Origin of the sequence: Rhizobacter sp. J219 (assembly GCF_024700055.1) — a bacterium.
Lineage (GTDB): Bacteria > Pseudomonadota > Gammaproteobacteria > Burkholderiales > Burkholderiaceae_C > Rhizobacter.
On the sequence record NZ_JAJOND010000001.1, the window covers coordinates 1435633 to 1454974 of the forward strand.

Sequence of the window (19342 nt, forward strand, 5' to 3'; positions counted from 1 at the left end):
TCAACCGGCCGGCTTCAGTTGGAAGCGCTGGCCATGAGCTGTTGAAGGGCGTCGGGCAATGGGCCTGCGATACAATTTTCGGAGTATAGCGGCCGGGCTTTTGGTGGCGACCCTCGCCACTTCACCTCTTGCGCAACCGCCCACCGAAGGCCCATCCGAGCCTCCTGGCGCCTCGTGTCCGGCGCCGGCAACCTCACCCCATGTCGTCGATGGCCCGTCTTCCTTCTTCGCTTCTGAGCATGGCCATCGCGGCCGTGCTGACCTTTGCCACAAGCGCACAAGCCGACGAATACACCGAGGTCGACCGCCTGTTCAGCACCGGCCAGTGGGCGGAAGCAGTGCACAAGGCAGACCAGTTCCTCGCCAGCCATCCGCGTGACGCACGCATGCGCTTCCTGAAAGGCCTCGCGGTCGCCGAGCAGGGCAAGAGCGTCGAAGCCACCGCCATCTTCGTCAAGCTGACCGAAGACTTCCCCGAACTGCCCGAGCCCTACAACAACCTCGCGGTGCTCTACAGCAAGCAGGGGCAGTACGACCAGGCCCGCCGCGCCCTCGAAGCGGCCATCCGCACCAACCCGAGCTACGCCACCGCCTACGAGAACCTGGGCGACGTGTACGCCAAGCTCGCGAGCCAGGCCTATTCCAAGGCGCTGCAAATGGAGGGCAGCAACACGGCCAAGGTCGGACCCAAGCTTGCGATGATCCGCGACCTGTTCACGCCCAAGGCGTCGCCGCTGGCCGTGGCGACGGCAAAGCCCGTGGCGGCACCAAAGCCCTCCGCCGCGCCCCCCGCGCCAGCACCGGCACCGGCGACCGTGACCGCGAAGGCCACCCCTGCACCTGCTGCACCGCCGGCCCCTGCGAAGCCCGCCACGCCCGCGACCGGCGACGCCGTACAAGAGGCCGAGGTGGCCGTGCAGGCCTGGGCCAATGCCTGGAGTCGCAAGGACGTCGATGCCTACCTCGCCGCCTACATCCCCACCTTCACTGGCGGCAAGAACCGCAAGGCCTGGGAAGGCGAGCGCCGCGCCCGCATCGAGGGCAAGCGCAGCATCTCGGTCACGCTCAGCGACGTCGAGACCCGCATGCAGGGCGACAAGGCCATCGTGCAGTTCCGCCAGCAGTACAGCGCCGATGCGCTGAAGGTCTCCAGCCGCAAGACGCTTGAACTGGTGAAGGTCTCCGGCCGCTGGCTGATCCAGAAGGAAAGCACCGGCTCGTGAGCCCCGCGGGACAGGCCCTTCTCACCCGGTTCGCGCACAAGGCCAGGTTCAGCGCAGCCGTCATGGCCACGTGTGCCCTCGCGGCCCCGTTGGCGACGCTTGCCGCCTCGCCGCCGCCGGCCAAGAGCAGCCTGGCCCCGGCGCGGCATGCCTCGCCGGAAGCCCGGCTCATCGAGGTCTACCGCCTGATCCGCGCCGGCGACACTCGACAAGCCCTCGCACGGGCAGAAGCGCTTGCACAGGATGTGCCCAACTTCCAGCTGGCGCAACTCGTCTACGGCGACCTCCTGCTCACCCGCCGCGGGAAGCTCGGCCCGCTGGAGGCCGCACCGTCGGAGTTGCCGGCGTCCGCCGCGTCGAACTGGGCGCAGCTCAGGCGAGAAGCCGCCGTTCGCCTGGCCGCCCTCACCGAGCGCCCGCCCGCACAGACCGTGCCTCGGCAGTTCGTCGACCTGCCGACCAGCACCCGCCACGCGATCGCGGTCGACGCGAGCCGCTCGCGCCTGTACCTCTTCGAGAACAACGCGCAAGGCCTGCGCCTGGTCGCCGACCACTACGTCTCGCTCGGCCGCCTGGGCGTCGACAAGAAAGAGCAAGGCGACCAGCGCACGCCGCTCGGCGTGTACTTCATCACCAGCCGCCTGGAAGGCCGTCAGCTGAAGGACTTCTACGGCCCCGGCGCGCTCACGCTCAACTACCCGAACGAGTACGACCGTCGCCGCGGCAAGACCGGCAGCGGCATCTGGCTGCACGGTGTGCCACCCGAGAACTACGCGCGCACACCGCAGAGCACCGACGGCTGCGTGGTGCTCGCCAACGACGACCTGACGCGCCTGTTGAGCGAGGTGTCGCCGCGACGTACGCCGGTCGTGATCACGCCCAAGATCGAATGGGTGGCGCAGAGCCAGACCGAGCAGGAACGCACCGCCGCACGAGCAATGGTCGAACAGTGGCGAAAGGCCCGTTCACGCGGCGACATGGCCCGGCTGATGTCCTTCTACTCGCCCCAGTTCACGAGCGGCAATGCCGACCTTGCCCAGTGGTCCAAGACCCTGAGCCGCGAACTGAACGCCGCCGGCGGCCGCGAGTCGGAGCTGAAGGAGCTGTCCATCCTCTCCTGGCGCGACACCAGCGAGGTGCTGGTCGTCACCTTCGGTGAAGTCCTCAAAGGCCAGCGCAGCGGCCCGATGAAGCGCCAGTACTGGGGCAAGGAGGGTGGACAATGGAAAATCTTTTTCGAAGGAGTGATCGGATGATGAAAACCCGCTGGCTGCCAGTCGTCGTCGCCGCCGTCATCGGCCTCGGTGCGAGCCTTGCTGCCCATGCCCAGAAGGTCAAGCTCGCCACCTCGCTCGGCGACATCGTGGTCGAACTCGACGCCGCCAAGGCACCCAAGACGGTCGCCAATTTCGTGCAATACGTGAAGGCCGGCCACTACGACGGCACGGTTTTCCATCGCGTGATCGACAACTTCATGATCCAGGGCGGCGGCATGACGGCCGACCTAAAGGAAAAGAAGACCCGCGAACCGATCGAGCTGGAAAGCCGCAACGGCCTCAACAACGACCGCGGCACCATCGCGATGGCGCGCACGCCCAACCCGAACTCGGCCACCTCTCAGTTCTTCATCAACGTGAAGAACAACGACTTCCTCAACGCCGCGCGCTCACCCGACGGTCACGGCTATGCCGTGTTCGGCAAGGTCGTCTCGGGCATGGAGGTCGTCGACAAGATCCGCGCCGTGCCCACCGGCCCCGGCGACGTGCCGAGCACCCCCGTGGTCATCAAGAAAGCCACTCTGGAGAAATGACATGAGCAAGACCATCGAACTGCAGACCAACAAGGGCAACATCCGACTGGAGCTCGACGAAGCGAAGGCGCCGGTGACCGTCGCCAACTTCGTCTCCTACGTCGAGAAGGGCCACTACGACGGCACGGTGTTCCACCGAGTGATCAAGAGCTTCATGATCCAGGGCGGCGGTTTCGAGCCGGGCATGAAGCAAAAGCCCACCGACGCTCCGATCCAGAACGAGGCCAACAACGGCCTGAAGAACGACCACTACACGGTCGCGATGGCGCGCACGAGCGCCCCGCACTCGGCCTCGGCGCAGTTCTTCATCAACACCACCGACAACGACTTCCTCAACTTCAAGTCCGAGTCGCCCAACGGCTGGGGCTATGCCGTGTTCGGCAAGGTCGTCTCCGGCCAGGACGTGGTCGACGCCATCGAGGGCGTGAAGACCGGCAACCGTGGCGGCCACGGTGACGTGCCGCTGGAAGACGTGGTGATCACCAAGGCGGTCGTCGTCTAAGGGGTGTGCGGCGCGATGAGTGAAGTGCTTTCCGCGCCGCCCGAGCTCCATGCCGATGCGCACTGGCAGCGCATCGACTTCATCTCCGACCTGCACCTGAGCGCCGACACGCCGCGGACCTACGAATCCTGGGCTTCGTACCTGCGCGGCACGCCGGCCGATGCGGTGTTCATCCTCGGCGACCTGTTCGAGGTGTGGGTTGGTGACGACTCGCGCTTCGAGGGTTTCGAAGCCGACTGCACAAAAGTGCTGCGTGAGGCGGCCGCGAAGCGCCGCCTCGCCTTCCTCGTCGGCAACCGGGACTTTCTGGTGGGCGACGCATTGCTGGCAGACAGCGGCGTGACGGCGCTTGCCGACCCGACGCTGCTCGTCGCTTTCGGCCGACGGGTGCTGCTCACCCACGGCGACGCCCTGTGCCTTGCCGATACCGAATACCAGAAGTTCCGCGGCATGGTGCGCAACCCGGTCTGGCAGCAGCAGTTCCTGGCGCAGCCACTCGAAGCGCGCCGCGAGTACGCGCGCCAGGTCCGCCAGCAAAGTGAGGCCCGCAAGAAGTCGCAGGCCTCGCCGGAAGAGTGGGCCGACGTGGACGTGCCCGAAGCCCTCACCTGGCTGCGTGCCGCCTCGTCCACGACGATGGTGCACGGCCACACGCACCGCCCGGCCTCGCAATCGCTGGGCGAAGGGTGCGAGCGGCACGTGCTGTCCGATTGGGAACTCGACCACGCACCGCATCGCGCCGAGGTGCTGCGCCTCACGCGCGACGGCTTCGAGCGCCTGCCGCTCGCACAAGCCCTGGCCGGCTGAACGCCATGGTGCTGGCCGCCTGGCGCCGCTGGCGAGACCGCCGCACGTTGGCGAAACGCCCAATTCCGGACGCGATGTGGCAGGCGACGCTTGCAGCCTATCCCTTCCTGGCCGCATTGCCTGCCGATGACGCGCAACGCCTGCGCGAGATGGCCACCCTCTTCCTCGCGCAGAAGGAATTCACCGGCGCGGGCGGCCTCGAGGTCACCGACGACATGGCGGTGACCATCGCTGCCCAGGCCTGCCTGCCGGTGCTGGAACTCGGCCTGCACTGGTACGACAGCTTCGTGACCATCGTGCTGCACCCCGACGAAGTGGTCGCGTCCCGCGAAGTGACCGACGAGTTCGGCGTCGTGCATCAGTACGAAGAGGCGCTTGTCGGCGAGGCCCTGGGCGACGGCCCGATGATGCTCAGCTGGCGAGGCGTCACGGACGCCGCGCACACCGACGGCCCGGTCTACAACGTCGTGATCCACGAATTCGCCCACGTGATCGAGCTGCGCAGTGGCGACGCCACCGGCATCCCGCCGCTGCCGGACGCCGCATCGAGAGAACACTGGCGGCGCGTCATCGAGGCCAGCCACCTGCGCCTGGTGCGACGCCTCGATGCCGGCCTTGAGACCGTGCTCGACCCCTACGGCGCTGAGTCGGTCAGCGAGTTCTTCGCCGTCGCGTGCGAAGGTTTCTTCGTCGCCGGCGCCGCGCTGCGCGACGACGATCCCTACCTGTACGAACTGCTGAAGAGTTTCTTCCGTCAAGACCCGGGCGCGCGAGCCCCATGAAAAACGGGGCCCGAAGGCCCCGTTCGATGCACGGAGAAACTCAGGCCGTCGCCGGCTCGGCCTTCGGCTTGTTGTCGCTCTTCTTCGGCGGCTGGATGTCCAGCACGACCTTGCCGTCGGCATCGAGGTCGACCGCCAAGCGACCACCGTCGACCAGGCGACCGAACAGCAGCTCGTCAGCGAGTGCACGGCGGATCGTGTCCTGGATCAGGCGCTGCATCGGGCGTGCACCCATCAGCGGATCGAAGCCCTTCTTCGCCAGGTGCTTGCGCAGGGCGTCGCTGAAGGTCACTTCGACCTTCTTCTCCGCCAGTTGCGCTTCCAGCTGCAGCAGGAACTTGTCGACCACGCGCATGATGATTTCCTCATCGAGCGCACGGAAGCTGACAGTCGCGTCCAGGCGGTTGCGGAACTCCGGCGTGAACAGGCGCTTGATGTCGGCCATCTCGTCCCCTGCTCGCGCGAGGTGGTGAAGCCGATGGTGGCCTTGTTCATGGTCTCGGCACCCGCATTGGTCGTCATGATGATGATGACGTTGCGGAAGTCGGCCTTGCGCCCGTTGTTGTCGGTCAGCGAGCCGTGGTCCATGACCTGCAACAGCACGTTGAAGACATCCGGGTGAGCCTTCTCGATCTCGTCGAGCAGCAGCACCGCGTGCGGCTTCTTGGTGATGGCCTCGGTCAGGAGGCCGCCCTGGTCGAACCCGACATAGCCCGGAGGCGCGCCGATCAGGCGGCTGACCGCGTGGCGCTCCATGTACTCGCTCATGTCGAAGCGGATCAGCTCGATGCCGAGGATGAACGCCAGCTGCTTCGCGACCTCGGTCTTGCCAACGCCGGTGGGGCCGCTGAAGAGGAACGAGCCGATCGGCTTGTCGGGCTTGCCGAGGCCAGAGCGCGCCATCTTGATGGCCGCGGCCAGCGCTTCGATCGCCGGCTCCTGGCCGAAGACCACGCTGTTGAGGTCGCGCTCAAGCGTCTTGAGCTTGGAGCGGTCGTCGTTCGACACGCTGGTCGGCGGGATGCGCGCGATCTTCGCGACGATCTCTTCGACTTCGTTGCGGGTGATGGTCTTCTTCTGCTTGCTCTTGGGCAGGATGCGTTGCGCGGCGCCGGCCTCGTCGATCACGTCGATCGCCTTGTCGGGCAGGTGGCGGTCGTTGATGAACTTGGCCGACAACTCGGCTGCCGCCTGCAGGGCGCCCAGCGCGTACTTCACGCTGTGGTGCTCTTCGAAACGCGACTTCAGACCCTTCAGGATCTCGACCGTCTGCTCCACCGAAGGCTCGACCACGTCGACCTTCTGGAAGCGACGCGACAACGCCGCATCCTTCTCGAAGATGCCTCGGTACTCGGTGAACGTGGTCGCCCCGATGCACTTCATCTGGCCGGAGCTGAGCGCCGGCTTGAGCAGATTGCTGGCATCAAGCGTGCCGCCCGAAGCGGCCCCGGCGCCGATCAGCGTGTGGATCTCGTCGATGAAGAGCACCGCATTCGGCTGGTCCTTCAGGTGCTTGAGCACGCTCTTCAGGCGTTGCTCGAAGTCACCGCGGTACTTGGTGCCGGCGAGCAGTGCGCCCATGTCGAGTGCGTACACCTGGGCGTCGGCCAGGATCTCGGGCACTTCGCTCTGGGTGATGCGCCAGGCCAGGCCTTCGGCAATCGCCGTCTTGCCCACGCCGGCCTCGCCCACCAGCAGCGGGTTGTTCTTGCGGCGGCGGCACAGGATCTGGATGACACGCTCGACCTCGTGCTCGCGCCCGATCAGCGGGTCGATCTTGCCGTCGCGGGCCATCTGGTTGAGGTTCTGCGTGAACTGGTCGAGCGGTGAGCCTTTGGATTCGCCCTCTTCCTTTTCACCCTCCCCGCCGGAACCCTCGCTCGACTTGGGTTGCTCCGGCGGATCGGTCTTCTTGATGCCGTGGGCGATGAAATTCACCACGTCCAGGCGGGTCACGCCCTGCTGGTGCAGGTAATAGACAGCGTGCGAATCCTTCTCGCCGAAGATCGCGACCAGCACGTTGGCGCCGGTCACTTCCTTCTTGCCGCTGCCGGTGGATTGCACGTGCATGATCGCCCGCTGGATCACGCGCTGGAACCCGAGCGTCGGCTGGGTGTCGACCTCTTCGGTGCCACCCACGGTGGGCGTGTTTTCCTTGATGAACTGCGCCAGGCTCTTGCGCAGCTCGTCGATGTTGGCCGAGCAGGCCCGCAGGACTTCTGCAGCCGACGGGTTGTCGAGCAGCGCCATCAGCAAGTGCTCGACGGTGATGAATTCGTGGCGCTGCTGGCGCGCCTCGACGAACGCCATGTGCAGGCTGACCTCTAGCTCTTGCGCAATCATGCGGCCTCCATAATGCATTGCAGCGGGTGACCGCCCCGCCGGGCAGCAGTCAGCACCAGTTCGACCTTCGTGGCCGCCACGTCCTTGGTGTAGACACCACAGACGCCACGGCCTTCCTTGTGCACCTTGAGCATGATCTGCGTCGCCGTCTCGAGGTCGCGTTTGAAATATTCCTGAAGCACCATCACGACAAACTCCATGGGGGTGTAGTCGTCGTTCAGGAGCACCACCTGGAACATCCGAGGCGGCTCTGTCTTGGCCGTCTTGCGCTCGGCGACAACCGCACCCTGGCCGCGCTCTGGAGGCGGCACAGCCTTGGGAGGCTTTGGCGGCGGCGGGGTGTCGTCAGGCATGGATTCATTCTAATGAGTTGATGCTTTGCGCTTCAGTGTCTCGGATATTGCGCCGAAGCCGCCAAGCGCAAGGGCACAAATGCATCACAGCGGGCGCTCTTTTGGAGCCATCCGGCCGCAACACCAGACCCATTCAAGATGGATGCCAGCTCGGGGTAAGGCACCTTGACAGCCCCAAAACACAGACTAAGAATGCCGCGGTTCTAGGGAGGAGCCCATGGCGTTCGGAACTGTCAAGTGGTTCAACGATGCAAAAGGTTTTGGCTTCATTGAACCCGAGGGTGGAGGCGAGGATGTCTTTGCCCATTTTTCTGCCATCAAGATGGATGGCTTTCGCACCCTCAAACAGGGCGGCCGCGTGAGTTACGACGCGGTCCAAGGCCCGAAGGGTCAGCTGGCGCAAAACATCTGCCCGCACGAAACGCTCGATGGGCCCCTGCCCACCGTCGCGCCCAGCATGGGCGTCAGCGCGAGCCTCTGACCGGCGGCCGCGACGGCTACAAAAAAGCCCACCGTCGGTGGGCTTTTTTTGCTGGCGGGGTCGAGATTACATGTTCTCGATCATGACCTGACCGAAACCGGAGCACGACACCTGCGTCGCACCGTCCATCAGGCGGGCGAAGTCGTAGGTCACCTTCTTCGACAGGATCGACTTTTCCATCGAGCTGATGATGAGGTCGGCCGCTTCCGTCCAGCCCATGTGACGCAGCATCATCTCGGCCGAGAGGATCTCGGAACCCGGGTTGACGTAGTCCTTGCCGGCGTACTTCGGGGCGGTGCCGTGGGTTGCCTCGAACATGGCCACCGAGTCGCTCAGGTTGGCCCCCGGGGCGATGCCGATGCCGCCGACCTGCGCTGCCAACGCGTCGGACACGTAGTCGCCGTTCAGGTTGAGCGTGGCGATCACCGAGTATTCGGCCGGGCGCAACAGGATCTGCTGCAGGAAGGCATCGGCGATGGAATCCTTGACGGTGATTTCCTTGCCCGTCTTCGGGTTCTTGAACTTGCACCACGGGCCGCCGTCGATCAGCTGGGCGCCGAATTCCTTCTGCGCCAACGCGTAGCCCCAGTCACGGAAGCCACCTTCGGTGAACTTCATGATGTTGCCCTTGTGCACCAGCGTCACATTGGGCTTGTCGTTGTCGATCGCGTACTGGATGGCCTTGCGCACCAGGCGCTCGGTGCCTTCGCGCGAAACCGGCTTGATGCCGATGCCCGAGGTGTTCGGGAAGCGGATCTTCTTGACGCCCAGCTCGTCTTGCAGGAACTTGATGAGCTTCTTGGCCTTGTCGCTTTCGGCTTCATATTCGATGCCGGCGTAGATGTCTTCCGAGTTCTCGCGGAAGATCACCATGTTGGTCTTCTCGGGCTCCTTGACCGGCGAGGGCACGCCCTTGAAATACTGGATCGGCCGCAAGCAGACGTAGAGGTCGAACTCCTGGCGGAGGGCGACGTTGAGCGAGCGGATGCCGCCGCCCACGGGCGTGGTCAGCGGGCCCTTGATGGAGACGACGTACTCGCGCAACACCTCGAGCGTCTCTTCGGGCAGCCACACATCGGGGCCGTAGATCTTGGTCGACTTCTCGCCGGCGTAGATCTCCATCCAGTGGATCTTCTTCTTGCCCGCGTACGCCTTCTCGACCGCGGCGTCGACCACCTTGATCATGACGGGCGTGATGTCGAATCCGGTGCCGTCGCCCTCGATGTAGGGAATGATGGGCTGGTCGGGAACGTTGAGCGAGAAGTCGGGGTTAACGCTGATCTTCTGCCCACCTTGAGGGACTTTGATGTGCTTGTACATGTCGTCGGCTCCGGACTGCGATAGGTAACGAAAGATTCTATGCCACGGACTCTGTCAACCGACTGACGAGGGGCCACGTTGACTGCCTGCCGCGCGATGAGCGCGCGGCGGATATCCGAAACTTTCGAAAGGTAAATCAAATGAACAAGCTTCTGGCCGCTCTGATCGCTTCCCTGTTCGCCGTTGGCGCCTACGCAACCGACGCCAAGTCGGCCAAGCCCGCCGCTTCCGCCGCCAAGGCCGAAGCCAAGGCTGAGAAGAAGGCCGATGCCAAGGCCGAGAAGAAGGAAGCCAAGAAGGAAGAAGCCAAGAAGTAATCAGCGTTTCGCTGACTACCAATGGTCGGTTGCTGGAAACGGCAGCCTCCGCGAAAACGCCCGGTCCTTGCCGGGCGTTTTTCATGGCACCTTCAGGATAATCCTGCGAACTCCTGCCAAGCCCACCACCATGCTGAAACGAAGCCTTCTGCTCGCCCTCTGCCTCGCAGCCAGCGGCGCCCACGTCGCCGCCCAGAACAGTCCGCAGAGCCTGCCGACACTCAAGCTTTCCGCAGGCATCCACAACATCGTGGCGCAGGTGGCGCAAACCCCGGATCAGCACGCCACCGGCCTGATGTTCCGCGAGACGATGCCGACCAACGAAGGCATGCTCTTCGTGTTCGAGCAACCCGCCAAGCAGTGCTTCTGGATGAAGAACACCTTCCTGCCGCTGTCGACAGCGTTCATCGCCGACGACGGCACGATCGTCAACATCGAAGACATGAAACCCCAGACGCTGGACTCGCACTGCTCCGCCCAACCCGTGCGCTACGTGCTGGAGATGAACCAAGGCTGGTTCGCCAAGCGCGGCATCAAACCGGGAAGCAAGCTGACGGGCCGCCCGTTCGGCTCTTGAGGCCCAAATGAAAAGGCCGGTTCGAGACCGGCCTTTTTGTCGCCGCGGTACGCGACGCGATCAGGCGAAGTTCTTCGCCGCGAAGTCCCAGTTCACGAGTGAGTTGAGGAAGACCTCGACGAACTTCGGACGCAGGTTGCGGTAGTCGATGTAGTACGCATGCTCCCACACGTCGATCGTCAGCAGCGGCTTGTCGGCGGTGGTCAGAGGGGTACCGGCGGCGCCCATGTTGACGATGTCAACGCTGCCGTCCGGCTTCTTCACGAGCCAGGTCCAGGCCGAGCCGAAGTTGCCGACGGCGCTCTTGGTGAACGCTTCCTTGAAAGCGGCGAAGCTGCCGAACTTCTTGTTGATGGCCTCGGCCAGCGCGCCGGTCGGCTCGCCGCCACCTTGCGGCTTCATGCAGTTCCAGAAGAAGGTGTGGTTCCAGATCTGCGCGGCGTTGTTGTAGATGCCACCCGACGAGGTCTTGATGATCTCTTCCAGGCTCTTCGATTCGAACTCGGTGCCCTTCTGCAGGTTGTTGAGGTTCACGACGTAGGCGTTGTGGTGCTTGTCGTGGTGGTACTCGAGCGTTTCCTTGCTGAGGTGGGGCGCCAGGGCGTCGTGGGCGTACGGCAGTGGCGGCAGGGTGTGTTCCATGAGCGAGTCCTTTCGGGGCAGACGAGAGAAATTCGCGGGCATTGTAGGCACGCTCGCGCGACGGCGTGCGCGCCCTGTCGCGAGCGGGTTATTCGGCGTCGCGCCGCATCACGCCCACGACCGAGGCTGTCACCTGCCCATCGGCCAGCTCTGCCGTGATCGCCTGGCCGGCGGTCACGGCGTTGACGCTCGTGAGCGCATGGCCCTGCTCATCGCTCAACCACGCATAGCCCCGGCCCAGCACCCGGCGCGGGTCGAGCGCCGACAAGCGCGCCTGAAGCGACGCGAGACGTTGCCGATGCGAGGCGACAGCCACACTCGCCCCGCGAGCAAGCCGCCCTTGCCACTCGCGACAGGCCTGGCGCTGCTGCGGCACATGGCGCGCGGCGCGCGCCTGCAAGCGCTGCCGCAGCAAGGCGAGGCGCTCCGCCTGGCGCCGCACCACATCGGCCGGACGCATCAGGCGCAGGGTTGCGCGGTCAATGCGCTGCTCCTGGGTGTCGACGACCTGGTAGACGCGGCGTTGCATCACCCGCGCCACGGCCGCCAGCAGAGCGAGGCCCTCTTCCTGCGTTGGGGAGGCCAATTCGGCGGCCGCCGTCGGTGTCGGCGCGCGCACGTCGGCGGCCAGGTCGGCGAGGGTCACGTCGGTCTCATGTCCCACGCCGCACAGCACCGGCAACTCGCAGGCCACGATCGCCCGCACCACGCGCTCGTCATTGAAGGCCCACAGATCTTCCAGCGACCCACCTCCGCGGCACAGGATGAGCATGTCGACCTCGCGCCGGCGGTCGGCCGTCTGCAGGGCATCAACCAGCGCCAGCGGCGCCTCGGCCCCTTGCACCAGACTCGGGTACACGATGACCTCCACATGGGGTGCACGCCGGGCAAAGCATGTCAGCACGTCGTGCAAGGCCGCCGCCCCCAGCGAGGTGACCACGCCGATGCGACTCGGAAAGCGCGGCAACGCGCGCTTGCGATCGGCATCGAAGAGGCCCTCGCCTTCCAGCCGCGCCCGCAGTTTCTGGAACTGCTCGAACAAGGCCCCTGCACCCGCACGCTGCATCGACTCGATGACGAACTGCAATTCGCCGCGAGGCTCGTAGACCGCCAGGCGCCCGCGCACTTCGACCAGCTGGCCGTCGGCGGGTGCGAAGTCGAGCAGGCTCGCCGCGCGGCGAAACATCGCACAGCGCAGCAACGCCGCGCCCCCATCCGCGTCTTTCAGGCTCAGGTAGCAATGCCCGCTCGCGGCACGCGAAAAGCCCGACACCTCACCGCGAACCGTGCAGGCCGCAAACCGCGCGGCAAGTGCATCCGACACCGCATGCACCAGCCCGGCCACGCCCCAGACCATGCGCTCAGGGCGCGCAAACAGCGGCTCAACCATGAGCAAACCCAAGCCTGATGCGGGTCGAGAACTCCACAAGCGCGCCAATCAAGGCATGGCGCGCCGTTTTGGCTGTCACGAGGCTTTCACAATCGTGCAAGCTATTGATTTTCAAAGGATTTTCTTTGCCTAAGTTTTGAGCAAACTGACGCAGCGCCTGATTTTTCGCGGCCTGCACGCGTGTGCCCCTGGGTTGCCCACAAAGTTATCCACACTTGCAGTGGACGAGCGCAGCACGTGATTTCAAGGGCAGCGGCGCAGTCACAACAGGCAACGATCGGGCAAGGTGACAAGCGCGGCCAGAAGGCCATAATCGCGCCTCCCGCCTGGGGGCAGACTCGAAGAGGACAGGATTGTTTTCGATCATACAAGCCGCTGGTTGGCCCATTTGGCCCTTGATTCTGTGTTCCGTCGTGGCGCTGGCGCTGATCATCGAAAGGGTCTCCAGCCTGCGCACCGCCCGGGTCGCCCCGCCCAAGCTCCTCGATGAAGTGATCTCGGTGACGCGCGCCCACCTGCCCGGAGCCGACGTCGTCAACAAGCTTGCCGACAACTCCATCCTCGGCATGGTGCTCGCGACCGGGCTGCGCACCGTGATCGCCGACCCGCGGCTCACCGAGCCGGTGTTGCGCGCGTCGTTCGAGTCGGCCGGGCGCGTAGCCGTGCACCGCATGGAGCGCTACATGAACACCATCGGCACCATCGCCTCGGCGGCCCCGCTGCTCGGGCTCATGGGCACGGTGATCGGCATGATCGAGATCTTCGGCTCGCAGGCGCCGACGGGCGGCAGCAACCCCGCGATGCTGGCCCACGGCATCTCGATCGCGCTCTACAACACCGCCTTCGGACTGATCATCGCCATTCCGGCCCTCATCGCCTACCGCTACTTCCGCGGCCGCATCGAGGAATACACGCTCGAGATGGAGCAGGCCGCCGAGCGCCTGGTGCCGCATCTCATGCGCTTCTCCGTCCCGCCGGTGAAGAAGGCGCCCTGAGCGTATGCCGATGAACTTCCGCAAGCATCACGACCAGGAACCGGAGATCAACCTGATCCCGTTCATCGACGTGCTGCTGGTCGTGATCATCTTCCTGATGCTCTCGACCACCTACTCCAAGTTCACCGAACTCAACGTCACCCTGCCCACGGCCGACGCCGACCGCCCGCGCGACAACCCGCGCGAGATCATCGTCTCGGTCTCGGGCGACGGACGCTACGCGATCAACCGCAAGCTGCTCGAAGGCCGCAGCGTGGAAATGCTGGCCGGCGAGCTGGCCGTCGCCTCCGAAGGCTCGAAGGACACGATCATCATCATCTCGGCAGACGCCACCGCGGCGCACCAGTCGGTCATCACGGTGATGGACGCGGCCCGCCGCGCCGGGCTGCCCAAGCTCACCTTCGCCACCCAGGCCAACCAAGGCCGCTGAGGGCGCGGCAGCCGTCCGCTGCCTGGCCCTTCTTCCCTTCTGCCTACGACACCACCGTGCCGGCCGCATCGAAACTGCAAGAGGCCTGGCTCGCGCGCGGCGCCACCGCCCGGCTGCTGTGGCCTGTGTCGTGCGTCTACCGGCTGCTGATGGCGCTGCGCGAGCTGGGCTACCGCACCGGACTCCTGCGTTCCCAGCGTTTGCCGGTGCCGGTGCTGGTGGTGGGCAACCTTGTCGTGGGCGGGGCGGGCAAGACACCGACCACGATGGCGCTCGTCCAATTGCTGAGAGCGCATGGACACCGCCCCGGCATCGTCTCGCGCGGCTACGGCCGCTCGACCGACGAGCCGCTCCTCGTCACACGAGACAGCACGGCCGGCATCGCCGGCGACGAGCCGCTGCTCATGCACCTGCGCACCGGCGCGCCGGTGGCGGTCGGCGCCGATCGTGTCGCGGCCGGTCGCCTGCTGCTCGGCGCCCACCCCGAGGTCACGGTGCTGCTCAGCGACGATGGCCTGCAGCACCGACGCCTCGCACGCGACGCGCAGGTCATCGTGTTCGACGAACGTGGTGCCGGCAACGGCTGGCTGCTGCCGGCCGGCCCGTTGCGTGAGCCCGTGCCTGCCGACGTGCCGCCGCGCAGCGTGGTGGTCTACAACGCCGGGCGTCCGAGCACGCTTCTTCCCGGGCACCTGGCCCGGCGCGAGCTGCGCGGCCTGGCCCCACTCGCTGACTGGTGGGCCGGCCGGGCCGCAAGCCCTGAGGCCTTTGCGTCGCTGAAGGGCCGCCCGCTGATCGCCGCCGCCGGCATGGCACGGCCGCAGCGCTACTTCGAGATGCTGCGCGCGCAGGGCCTCGACATCGACGAGCTGCCGCTGCCCGACCACCATCCCTTCACGACCCTGCCCTGGCCCGCGACGGCCACCGACGTGATCGTCACCGAGAAAGACGCGGTCAAGCTTCGCCCCGAGCGCATGGGCACGACGCGGGTGTGGGTCGCAACGCTAGACTTTGAGATCGACGCGGCCATCGCCCCGCAACTGCTGTCGTGGCTCACCACTGCGCCCACCACCTGAAGGACCCGACATGGACACTCGCTTGCTCGAGCTCCTCGTATGCCCGCTCTGCAAGGGCCCCCTCGAACACCTGCGCCCGCCGACGCACGCTACCCAGGAACTCGTCTGCCGTGCCGACCGGCTGGCGTTCCCGGTGCGCGACGGCATCCCGGTGATGCTTGAATCGGAGGCCCGCTCCACCGACAGCCCGGCGCCCGCACCAGAGGCCGCCGCGTGAAGTTCACCGTGCTCGTGCCGGCACGGCTCAAGTCGACGCGCCTGCCGCGCAAGGTGCTGGCCGACCTCGGCGGCGTGCCGATGGTCGTGCGCGTCGCGCGCCGCGCTGCCGCGTCGAATGCGGCCCGGGTGGTGGTCGCCGCCGACGACGACGAGATCGTGCAGGCCTGTCGCGTCCACTCGGTCGACTGCGTGCTCACCGATCCGGAGCACCCGACCGGCAGCGACCGCCTGGCCCAGGCCTGCGCGCTGCTCGGGCTGGATGGCGACGATGCGGTGGTCAACGTACAGGGCGACGAGCCGCTGATCGACCCGGCATTGATCGACGCCTGCGCATCGCTGCTCGCCTCGCGGCCCGAGTGCGTGATGAGCACCGCGGCGCATGCGATCGACAAGGTCGACGAACTGCTCAACCCCAACGTCGTGAAGGTCGTGCTCGACGGCTCGGCGCGGGCGCTCTACTTCTCGCGAGCGCCCATCCCGTGGTGGCGCGACGGGCATGCGCAAGGCGTGACCCAGCTGCCGCAGCCGGCGCCGCTGCGCCACATCGGCATCTATGGTTATCGCGCCAGCTTCCTGCGCCGCTTCCCGCAATTGCCGCCCTCGCCGCTTGAAGCGATCGAATCGCTCGAACAGCTTCGGGTGCTCTGGCACGGCGAGCGCATCGCGGTGCACGTGAGCGACAGCCGGCCCGGCCCCGGCATCGACACACCCGAAGACCTGGCGCGTGTGCGTCAGCTTCTCGTATGACACGCGTGCTATTCTCGTTGGCACCTTAGGCCTGCCCGCTCTGCAGGCACTGACAAGCTTTCATACATAGAGATAGAGGACAACCCATGAGACTGATCCTTCTGGGCGCGCCTGGCGCCGGGAAAGGCACGCAAGCTGCGTTCATCTGCCAGAAGTTCGGCATTCCGCAGATCTCCACCGGCGACATGCTGCGTGCCGCCGTGAAGGCCGGCACGCCGCTCGGCCTCGCGGCCAAGAAGGTGATGGACTCGGGTGCCCTCGTGAGCGACGACATCATCATCGGCCTCGTGAAAGAGCGCATCGCGCAGCCCGACTGCGCAAACGGTTTCCTGTTCGATGGCTTCCCGCGCACCATCCCGCAGGCCGACGCGATGAAGGCCGCTGGCGTCAAGCTCGACTTCGTGCTCGAGATCGACGTGCCCGACTCGGACATCATCGAGCGCATGAGCGGCCGCCGCACCCATCAACCCTCTGGCCGCACCTACCACGTGAAGTTCAACCCGCCCAAGGTGGCCGGCAAGGACGACGTGACAGGCGAAGACCTCGTGCAGCGCGAGGACGACAAGGAAGAGACCGTCAAGAAGCGCCTCGAGGTCTACCAGAACCAGACCCGGCCGCTCGTCGACTACTACGCCAAGTGGGCCGCCAACGGCGACGCCAACGCGCCGAAGTACCGGAAGATCTCGGGCACCGGCACGGTCGACGAAATCACCGCACGGGCCCTGCAGGCCCTCAGCTGACGCGCACGACGCACACCCTCCAAAAGCCGCTCCACCGAGCGGCTTTTTCCTTCCAGCCCTCACCCTCAAGGAGCTTCTCATGGACATCGCAGGCAAAGTCTTCATCGTCACCGGCGGCGCATCGGGCCTCGGCGAAGGCACGGCACGCATGCTGACTGCCAACGGCGGCAAGGTGCTGATCGCCGACCTGCAGGCCGAGCGTGGCGAGGCCGTCGCCCAGGAACTCGGCGGCCGCTTCGTGCGCTGCGACGTGAGCCAGGAAGCCGACGGCCAGGCGGCCGTGGCCGCCGCCACCTCGATGGGCAAGCTGATGGGCCTCGTCAACTGCGCCGGCATCGCGCCCGCCGTCAAGACCGTCGGCAAGGAAGGCGCTCACCCGCTCGCGCTCTTCAGCAAGGTGGTGACGGTCAACCTGATCGGCAGCTTCAACATGATCCGCCTCGCGGCCGAGGCGATGTGCCGCAACGAACCCGAGCCGACGGGCGAGCGCGGCGTGATGATCTCCACCGCGAGCGTGGCCGCCTACGACGGGCAGATGGGCCAGGCGGCCTACTCCGCCTCCAAGGGCGGCGTCGTCGGCATGACGCTGCCGATCGCCCGCGACCTCGCACGCAACGGCATCCGCAACATGACGATCGCCCCCGGCATCTTCGGCACCCCGATGCTGTTCTCGATGCCGCAGGAGGTGCAGGACGCGCTGGCCGCGAGCGTGCCCTTCCCGAGCCGCCTGGGCACGCCGGCCGACTACGCCAAGCTCGTGCACCAGATCATCACCAACGACATGCTCAATGGCGAGGTGATCCGCCTCGACGGCGCCATCCGCCTCGCACCGCGTTGACTCGGCCCCCCAGTCGCTTCGCTCCTGCCCCCAAGGGGCGCCACCCATCGGGCCGGGGAACCCGTCCCTTGGGCGCGGCTTGATGGCTCGCTCGCTGCGCTCGCTCTATTTTTGACGCGCCAACAGCGTCCACAGGCGGGCCAGATCAGATGTGCCGTCCTGGCCGGTCACGGTCTTGAGGACCGAGAGCGCCTTCGCGTTGTCGCCCGCCGCAAGGTAGGCGATGCCAAGGTGCAGCTTCGCATCGTTGGCCCGTTTAAGACCGCCCTTGGCGATGCCCTGCTCCATCAGCGCAAGGCCCTTCTTCGACTCGCCGAGGAAGGTCTCTGAAAAGCCGAGGTTGACGAGAATTCGTCGCCGCCCCGCGCTGACGCGGCCTGGGCCTCGCGCGCCGCCAGGCCCTGCTTCTCTTCGGCAGCCCGCTTGGCCACGAGCTCCTTCAGGCGGCGGTGCCGGTCGGCCTCGGCAGGTGTGCCGGTGCCGAGCACGCCCGCCGCAAAACCCTTGTCGACCACCCGCTGCCCTTCGCCCGGCAGGCCCGCCTGCACCGCGAGCTGCGCCATCTCCATGTAGTCGTTCGCGTTGCGCATGCTGCCGGTCGCCAGCATCAGGCGGTAGGTGTCGAGCGCGAGCCGATCGCTGAAGCCGGGCTTGCGCTGCAGGCGCGCCAGCATGTCGCTCCAGTACGCCGGCTTCGGGTAGTGGGCGACAAGGCGTTCCATCGCCAGCCACTGGCCTGACGCGTCGTTGGCACGCTGCGCGGCGTTGAGCAGCAGGGTGAGGCGGTCTTCGGGCGTCACCCGGCCGGCCTTGTCATCGGCCTGCACCTCGACCACCAGCTCCTTCGCCGCACCGGCGAAATCGCCCGCGAGGTACTGCGACTGGATCACCAGCGTACGGATCTGCGCGTTGGGGCCGCCCTCGGCCAGGTAGCGCTTGCCCCAGGTGATGGTCCTGGCGTAGTCCTTTGCCCTGTAGAAGGCGCCGGCCAAGGACTCCAGCATCCGCAGCTGCTCGGCCGCCGGCAGCCGGCCGCTGGCCTTCAGCGCCTCGAACGACTTCGCGGCCAGCTCGGCATCGCCGGCGCCCGAGGCCGCGGCGATGCGCATGCGCTCGACCATGTAGCTCTCGTGTGCGCTCTTGTTCGGCACGGCCTCGGCGTCACGCACCTTGACGAGCGCCTCCTTGTATTTCTGCGCCTTGATGAGCTCCTGCGCGGCCAGCAGCGGCTTGCCCACCTCGGGCCGCAGCGCCTCCTGCGCCTGGCCCACGGCGAGACGGAGGCACAGACACAAGCCGACAAACGCGAGCCGCATCATTTGACGAACTGCTCGTTGCCCACGATTCCGAGCTTGGTCACACCCAGCCGCTGGGCGCTGGCCAGGACCATCGCCACGTCCTTGTATTCGACGAGCTTGTTGGGGCGCAGGTGCACCTCGGGCTGATCGGGCAGGGCCGCGGTCGCTGCGAGCCGGGCCTCCAGCTCGGCGCGATCGGCCAGGCCCACGCCGTCCCAGAACACCTTGCCGTCGAAGTCGACGTCGATGGTCACCACCTGCGGCGGCGCGGTCGGCGGCGGTGCGCCGGTGGGCATGTTGAGGTTGACCGAATGCAGCTGGATCGGGATGGTGATGATGAGCATGATGAGCAGCACCAGCATCACGTCGATCAGCGGCGTGGTGTTCATCTCGACCATCACGTCGGGGTCGTTGTCGTTGCCACCTGGGCCGATGTTCATTGCCATGGGTGT

At 66.2% G+C, this 19342-nt stretch carries 24 protein-coding genes and 1 pseudogene; 16 read left to right on the forward strand and 9 right to left on the reverse strand.

Annotated features, from left to right (window positions below):
- The first annotated feature begins 239 nt into the window (after positions 1–239).
- The 6 genes from LRS03_RS06545 to LRS03_RS06570 all read left to right on the forward strand — a co-directional run bounded on the left by LRS03_RS06545 (position 240) and on the right by LRS03_RS06570 (position 5124).
- On the forward strand, positions 240–1223 hold the full coding sequence (locus LRS03_RS06545) for a nuclear transport factor 2 family protein (RefSeq protein ID WP_257824579.1): 984 nt from the start codon (positions 240–242) through the stop codon (positions 1221–1223).
- 62 nt (positions 1224–1285) lie between these two features.
- Positions 1286–2479, forward strand: coding sequence for a L,D-transpeptidase family protein (locus tag LRS03_RS06550; RefSeq protein ID WP_257824580.1), 1194 nt, complete (start codon positions 1286–1288; stop codon positions 2477–2479).
- Positions 2479–3033 carry a peptidylprolyl isomerase gene (locus tag LRS03_RS06555; RefSeq protein ID WP_257829440.1) on the forward strand — a complete coding sequence of 185 codons (555 nt, stop codon included), beginning with the start codon at positions 2479–2481 and terminating at the stop codon, positions 3031–3033. Before LRS03_RS06550 ends, LRS03_RS06555 begins: the two co-directional genes overlap by 1 nt.
- Position 3034: 1 nt before the next feature.
- Positions 3035–3535: a peptidylprolyl isomerase gene (locus tag LRS03_RS06560; RefSeq protein ID WP_257824581.1), complete on the forward strand. Its 501-nt coding sequence runs from the start codon at positions 3035–3037 to the stop codon at positions 3533–3535.
- 15 nt (positions 3536–3550) lie between these two features.
- Positions 3551–4342, forward strand: coding sequence for a UDP-2,3-diacylglucosamine diphosphatase (locus LRS03_RS06565; RefSeq protein WP_257824582.1), 792 nt, complete (start codon positions 3551–3553; stop codon positions 4340–4342).
- Between the two features lie 5 nt (positions 4343–4347).
- Positions 4348–5124 (forward strand): M90 family metallopeptidase, encoded by a 777-nt coding sequence (locus tag LRS03_RS06570; protein WP_257824583.1) that lies wholly within the window; start codon positions 4348–4350, stop codon positions 5122–5124.
- Between the two features lie 40 nt (positions 5125–5164).
- On the opposite strand, the pseudogene clpA reads toward LRS03_RS06570, so the two are convergent.
- Positions 5165–7467, reverse strand: a pseudogene (gene clpA, locus LRS03_RS06575) (ATP-dependent Clp protease ATP-binding subunit ClpA).
- Entirely contained in the window at positions 7464–7820 is a 357-nt protein-coding gene (clpS, locus tag LRS03_RS06580; protein ID WP_201803153.1) for an ATP-dependent Clp protease adapter ClpS, read from the reverse strand. Before clpS ends, clpA begins: the two are co-directional and overlap by 4 nt.
- A 217-nt stretch (positions 7821–8037) precedes the next feature.
- Between clpS and LRS03_RS06585 the strand changes: the two genes are divergently transcribed.
- Positions 8038–8301: a cold shock domain-containing protein gene (locus LRS03_RS06585; protein WP_257824584.1), complete on the forward strand. Its 264-nt coding sequence runs from the start codon at positions 8038–8040 to the stop codon at positions 8299–8301.
- A 66-nt stretch (positions 8302–8367) separates the two neighbouring features.
- Here the strand turns inward: LRS03_RS06585 and icd are convergent, their stop codons facing one another.
- Entirely contained in the window at positions 8368–9621 is a 1254-nt protein-coding gene (gene icd / locus LRS03_RS06590) for an NADP-dependent isocitrate dehydrogenase (protein ID WP_257824586.1), read from the reverse strand.
- 140 nt (positions 9622–9761) lie between these two features.
- Here icd and LRS03_RS06595 point away from each other — a divergent pair, with 140 nt between their 5' ends.
- Positions 9762–9938 carry a hypothetical protein gene (locus LRS03_RS06595; protein WP_257824588.1) on the forward strand — a complete coding sequence of 59 codons (177 nt, stop codon included), beginning with the start codon at positions 9762–9764 and terminating at the stop codon, positions 9936–9938.
- Positions 9939–10068: 130 nt separating this feature from the next.
- On the forward strand, positions 10069–10515 hold the full coding sequence (locus LRS03_RS06600) for a DUF192 domain-containing protein (protein WP_257824589.1): 447 nt from the start codon (positions 10069–10071) through the stop codon (positions 10513–10515).
- Positions 10516–10575: 60 nt separating this feature from the next.
- Here LRS03_RS06600 and LRS03_RS06605 read toward each other — a convergent pair whose 3' ends face one another.
- From LRS03_RS06605 to LRS03_RS06615, 3 genes are all read right to left on the reverse strand, one after another.
- Positions 10576–11157, reverse strand: a complete 582-nt coding sequence (locus tag LRS03_RS06605) for a superoxide dismutase (RefSeq protein ID WP_257824590.1) — start codon at positions 11155–11157, stop codon at positions 10576–10578.
- Between the two features lie 88 nt (positions 11158–11245).
- On the reverse strand, positions 11246–12547 hold the full coding sequence (gene xseA / locus LRS03_RS06610) for an exodeoxyribonuclease VII large subunit (protein ID WP_257824591.1): 1302 nt from the start codon (positions 12545–12547) through the stop codon (positions 11246–11248).
- Positions 12540–12725, reverse strand: a complete 186-nt coding sequence (locus LRS03_RS06615; protein ID WP_257824592.1) for a hypothetical protein — start codon at positions 12723–12725, stop codon at positions 12540–12542. Before LRS03_RS06615 ends, xseA begins: the two co-directional genes overlap by 8 nt.
- 175 nt (positions 12726–12900) lie before the next feature.
- Between LRS03_RS06615 and LRS03_RS06620 the strand changes: the two genes are divergently transcribed.
- From LRS03_RS06620 to LRS03_RS06650, 7 genes are all read left to right on the forward strand, one after another.
- Complete coding sequence (locus tag LRS03_RS06620; protein ID WP_257824593.1) at positions 12901–13542, forward strand: MotA/TolQ/ExbB proton channel family protein; 642 nt, start codon at positions 12901–12903, stop codon at positions 13540–13542.
- A 10-nt stretch (positions 13543–13552) separates the two neighbouring features.
- Complete coding sequence (locus LRS03_RS06625; protein WP_257824594.1) at positions 13553–13972, forward strand: ExbD/TolR family protein; 420 nt, start codon at positions 13553–13555, stop codon at positions 13970–13972.
- A 56-nt stretch (positions 13973–14028) separates the two neighbouring features.
- Positions 14029–15048 carry a tetraacyldisaccharide 4'-kinase gene (gene lpxK / locus LRS03_RS06630; protein ID WP_257824595.1) on the forward strand — a complete coding sequence of 340 codons (1020 nt, stop codon included), beginning with the start codon at positions 14029–14031 and terminating at the stop codon, positions 15046–15048.
- Between the two features lie 10 nt (positions 15049–15058).
- A complete protein-coding gene (locus LRS03_RS06635) occupies positions 15059–15265 on the forward strand; it encodes a Trm112 family protein (RefSeq protein ID WP_257824596.1) in 207 nt (68 codons plus the stop codon).
- Positions 15262–16014 (forward strand): 3-deoxy-manno-octulosonate cytidylyltransferase, encoded by a 753-nt coding sequence (kdsB, locus tag LRS03_RS06640; RefSeq protein ID WP_257824597.1) that lies wholly within the window; start codon positions 15262–15264, stop codon positions 16012–16014. Before LRS03_RS06635 ends, kdsB begins: the two co-directional genes overlap by 4 nt.
- 86 nt (positions 16015–16100) lie before the next feature.
- Positions 16101–16754 (forward strand): adenylate kinase, encoded by a 654-nt coding sequence (gene adk, locus LRS03_RS06645; protein WP_257824598.1) that lies wholly within the window; start codon positions 16101–16103, stop codon positions 16752–16754.
- A 79-nt stretch (positions 16755–16833) separates the two neighbouring features.
- Positions 16834–17592: a 3-hydroxyacyl-CoA dehydrogenase gene (locus LRS03_RS06650; protein WP_257824599.1), complete on the forward strand. Its 759-nt coding sequence runs from the start codon at positions 16834–16836 to the stop codon at positions 17590–17592.
- A 105-nt stretch (positions 17593–17697) separates the two neighbouring features.
- On the opposite strand, the gene LRS03_RS06655 is transcribed toward LRS03_RS06650, so the two are convergent.
- The 3 genes from LRS03_RS06655 to LRS03_RS06665 are packed head-to-tail and all read right to left on the reverse strand — an operon-like array spanning position 17698 to position 19336.
- Complete coding sequence (locus tag LRS03_RS06655) at positions 17698–17880, reverse strand: tetratricopeptide repeat protein (RefSeq protein WP_257824600.1); 183 nt, start codon at positions 17878–17880, stop codon at positions 17698–17700.
- Positions 17880–18911, reverse strand: coding sequence for a tetratricopeptide repeat protein (locus LRS03_RS06660; RefSeq protein ID WP_257824601.1), 1032 nt, complete (start codon positions 18909–18911; stop codon positions 17880–17882). The genes LRS03_RS06655 and LRS03_RS06660 overlap by 1 nt, the downstream gene beginning before the upstream one ends.
- Positions 18908–19336 (reverse strand): ExbD/TolR family protein, encoded by a 429-nt coding sequence (locus LRS03_RS06665; RefSeq protein WP_257824602.1) that lies wholly within the window; start codon positions 19334–19336, stop codon positions 18908–18910. Before LRS03_RS06665 ends, LRS03_RS06660 begins: the two co-directional genes overlap by 4 nt.
- Positions 19337–19342 lie beyond the last annotated feature (6 nt).

Bases quoted from the DNA above. Each gene is read 5' to 3' on its own strand.
- LRS03_RS06545 (WP_257824579.1), top strand. From the start codon at position 240: ATGGCCATCGCGGCCGTGCTGACCTTTGCCACAAGCGCACAAGCCGAC.
- LRS03_RS06550 (WP_257824580.1), top strand. From the start codon at position 1,286: ATGGCCACGTGTGCCCTCGCGGCCCCGTTGGCGACGCTTGCCGCCTCG.
- LRS03_RS06555 (WP_257829440.1), top strand. From the start codon at position 2,479: ATGAAAACCCGCTGGCTGCCAGTCGTCGTCGCCGCCGTCATCGGCCTC.
- LRS03_RS06560 (WP_257824581.1), top strand. From the start codon at position 3,035: ATGAGCAAGACCATCGAACTGCAGACCAACAAGGGCAACATCCGACTG.
- LRS03_RS06565 (WP_257824582.1), top strand. From the start codon at position 3,551: ATGAGTGAAGTGCTTTCCGCGCCGCCCGAGCTCCATGCCGATGCGCAC.
- LRS03_RS06570 (WP_257824583.1), top strand. From the start codon at position 4,348: ATGGTGCTGGCCGCCTGGCGCCGCTGGCGAGACCGCCGCACGTTGGCG.
- clpS (WP_201803153.1), bottom strand. From the start codon at position 7,820: ATGCCTGACGACACCCCGCCGCCGCCAAAGCCTCCCAAGGCTGTGCCG.
- LRS03_RS06585 (WP_257824584.1), top strand. From the start codon at position 8,038: ATGGCGTTCGGAACTGTCAAGTGGTTCAACGATGCAAAAGGTTTTGGC.
- icd (WP_257824586.1), bottom strand. From the start codon at position 9,621: ATGTACAAGCACATCAAAGTCCCTCAAGGTGGGCAGAAGATCAGCGTT.
- LRS03_RS06595 (WP_257824588.1), top strand. From the start codon at position 9,762: ATGAACAAGCTTCTGGCCGCTCTGATCGCTTCCCTGTTCGCCGTTGGC.
- LRS03_RS06600 (WP_257824589.1), top strand. From the start codon at position 10,069: ATGCTGAAACGAAGCCTTCTGCTCGCCCTCTGCCTCGCAGCCAGCGGC.
- LRS03_RS06605 (WP_257824590.1), bottom strand. From the start codon at position 11,157: ATGGAACACACCCTGCCGCCACTGCCGTACGCCCACGACGCCCTGGCG.
- xseA (WP_257824591.1), bottom strand. From the start codon at position 12,547: ATGGTTGAGCCGCTGTTTGCGCGCCCTGAGCGCATGGTCTGGGGCGTG.
- LRS03_RS06625 (WP_257824594.1), top strand. From the start codon at position 13,553: ATGAACTTCCGCAAGCATCACGACCAGGAACCGGAGATCAACCTGATC.
- LRS03_RS06635 (WP_257824596.1), top strand. From the start codon at position 15,059: ATGGACACTCGCTTGCTCGAGCTCCTCGTATGCCCGCTCTGCAAGGGC.
- adk (WP_257824598.1), top strand. From the start codon at position 16,101: ATGAGACTGATCCTTCTGGGCGCGCCTGGCGCCGGGAAAGGCACGCAA.
- LRS03_RS06650 (WP_257824599.1), top strand. From the start codon at position 16,834: ATGGACATCGCAGGCAAAGTCTTCATCGTCACCGGCGGCGCATCGGGC.
- LRS03_RS06655 (WP_257824600.1), bottom strand. From the start codon at position 17,880: ATGGAGCAGGGCATCGCCAAGGGCGGTCTTAAACGGGCCAACGATGCG.
- LRS03_RS06660 (WP_257824601.1), bottom strand. From the start codon at position 18,911: ATGATGCGGCTCGCGTTTGTCGGCTTGTGTCTGTGCCTCCGTCTCGCC.
- LRS03_RS06665 (WP_257824602.1), bottom strand. From the start codon at position 19,336: ATGGCAATGAACATCGGCCCAGGTGGCAACGACAACGACCCCGACGTG.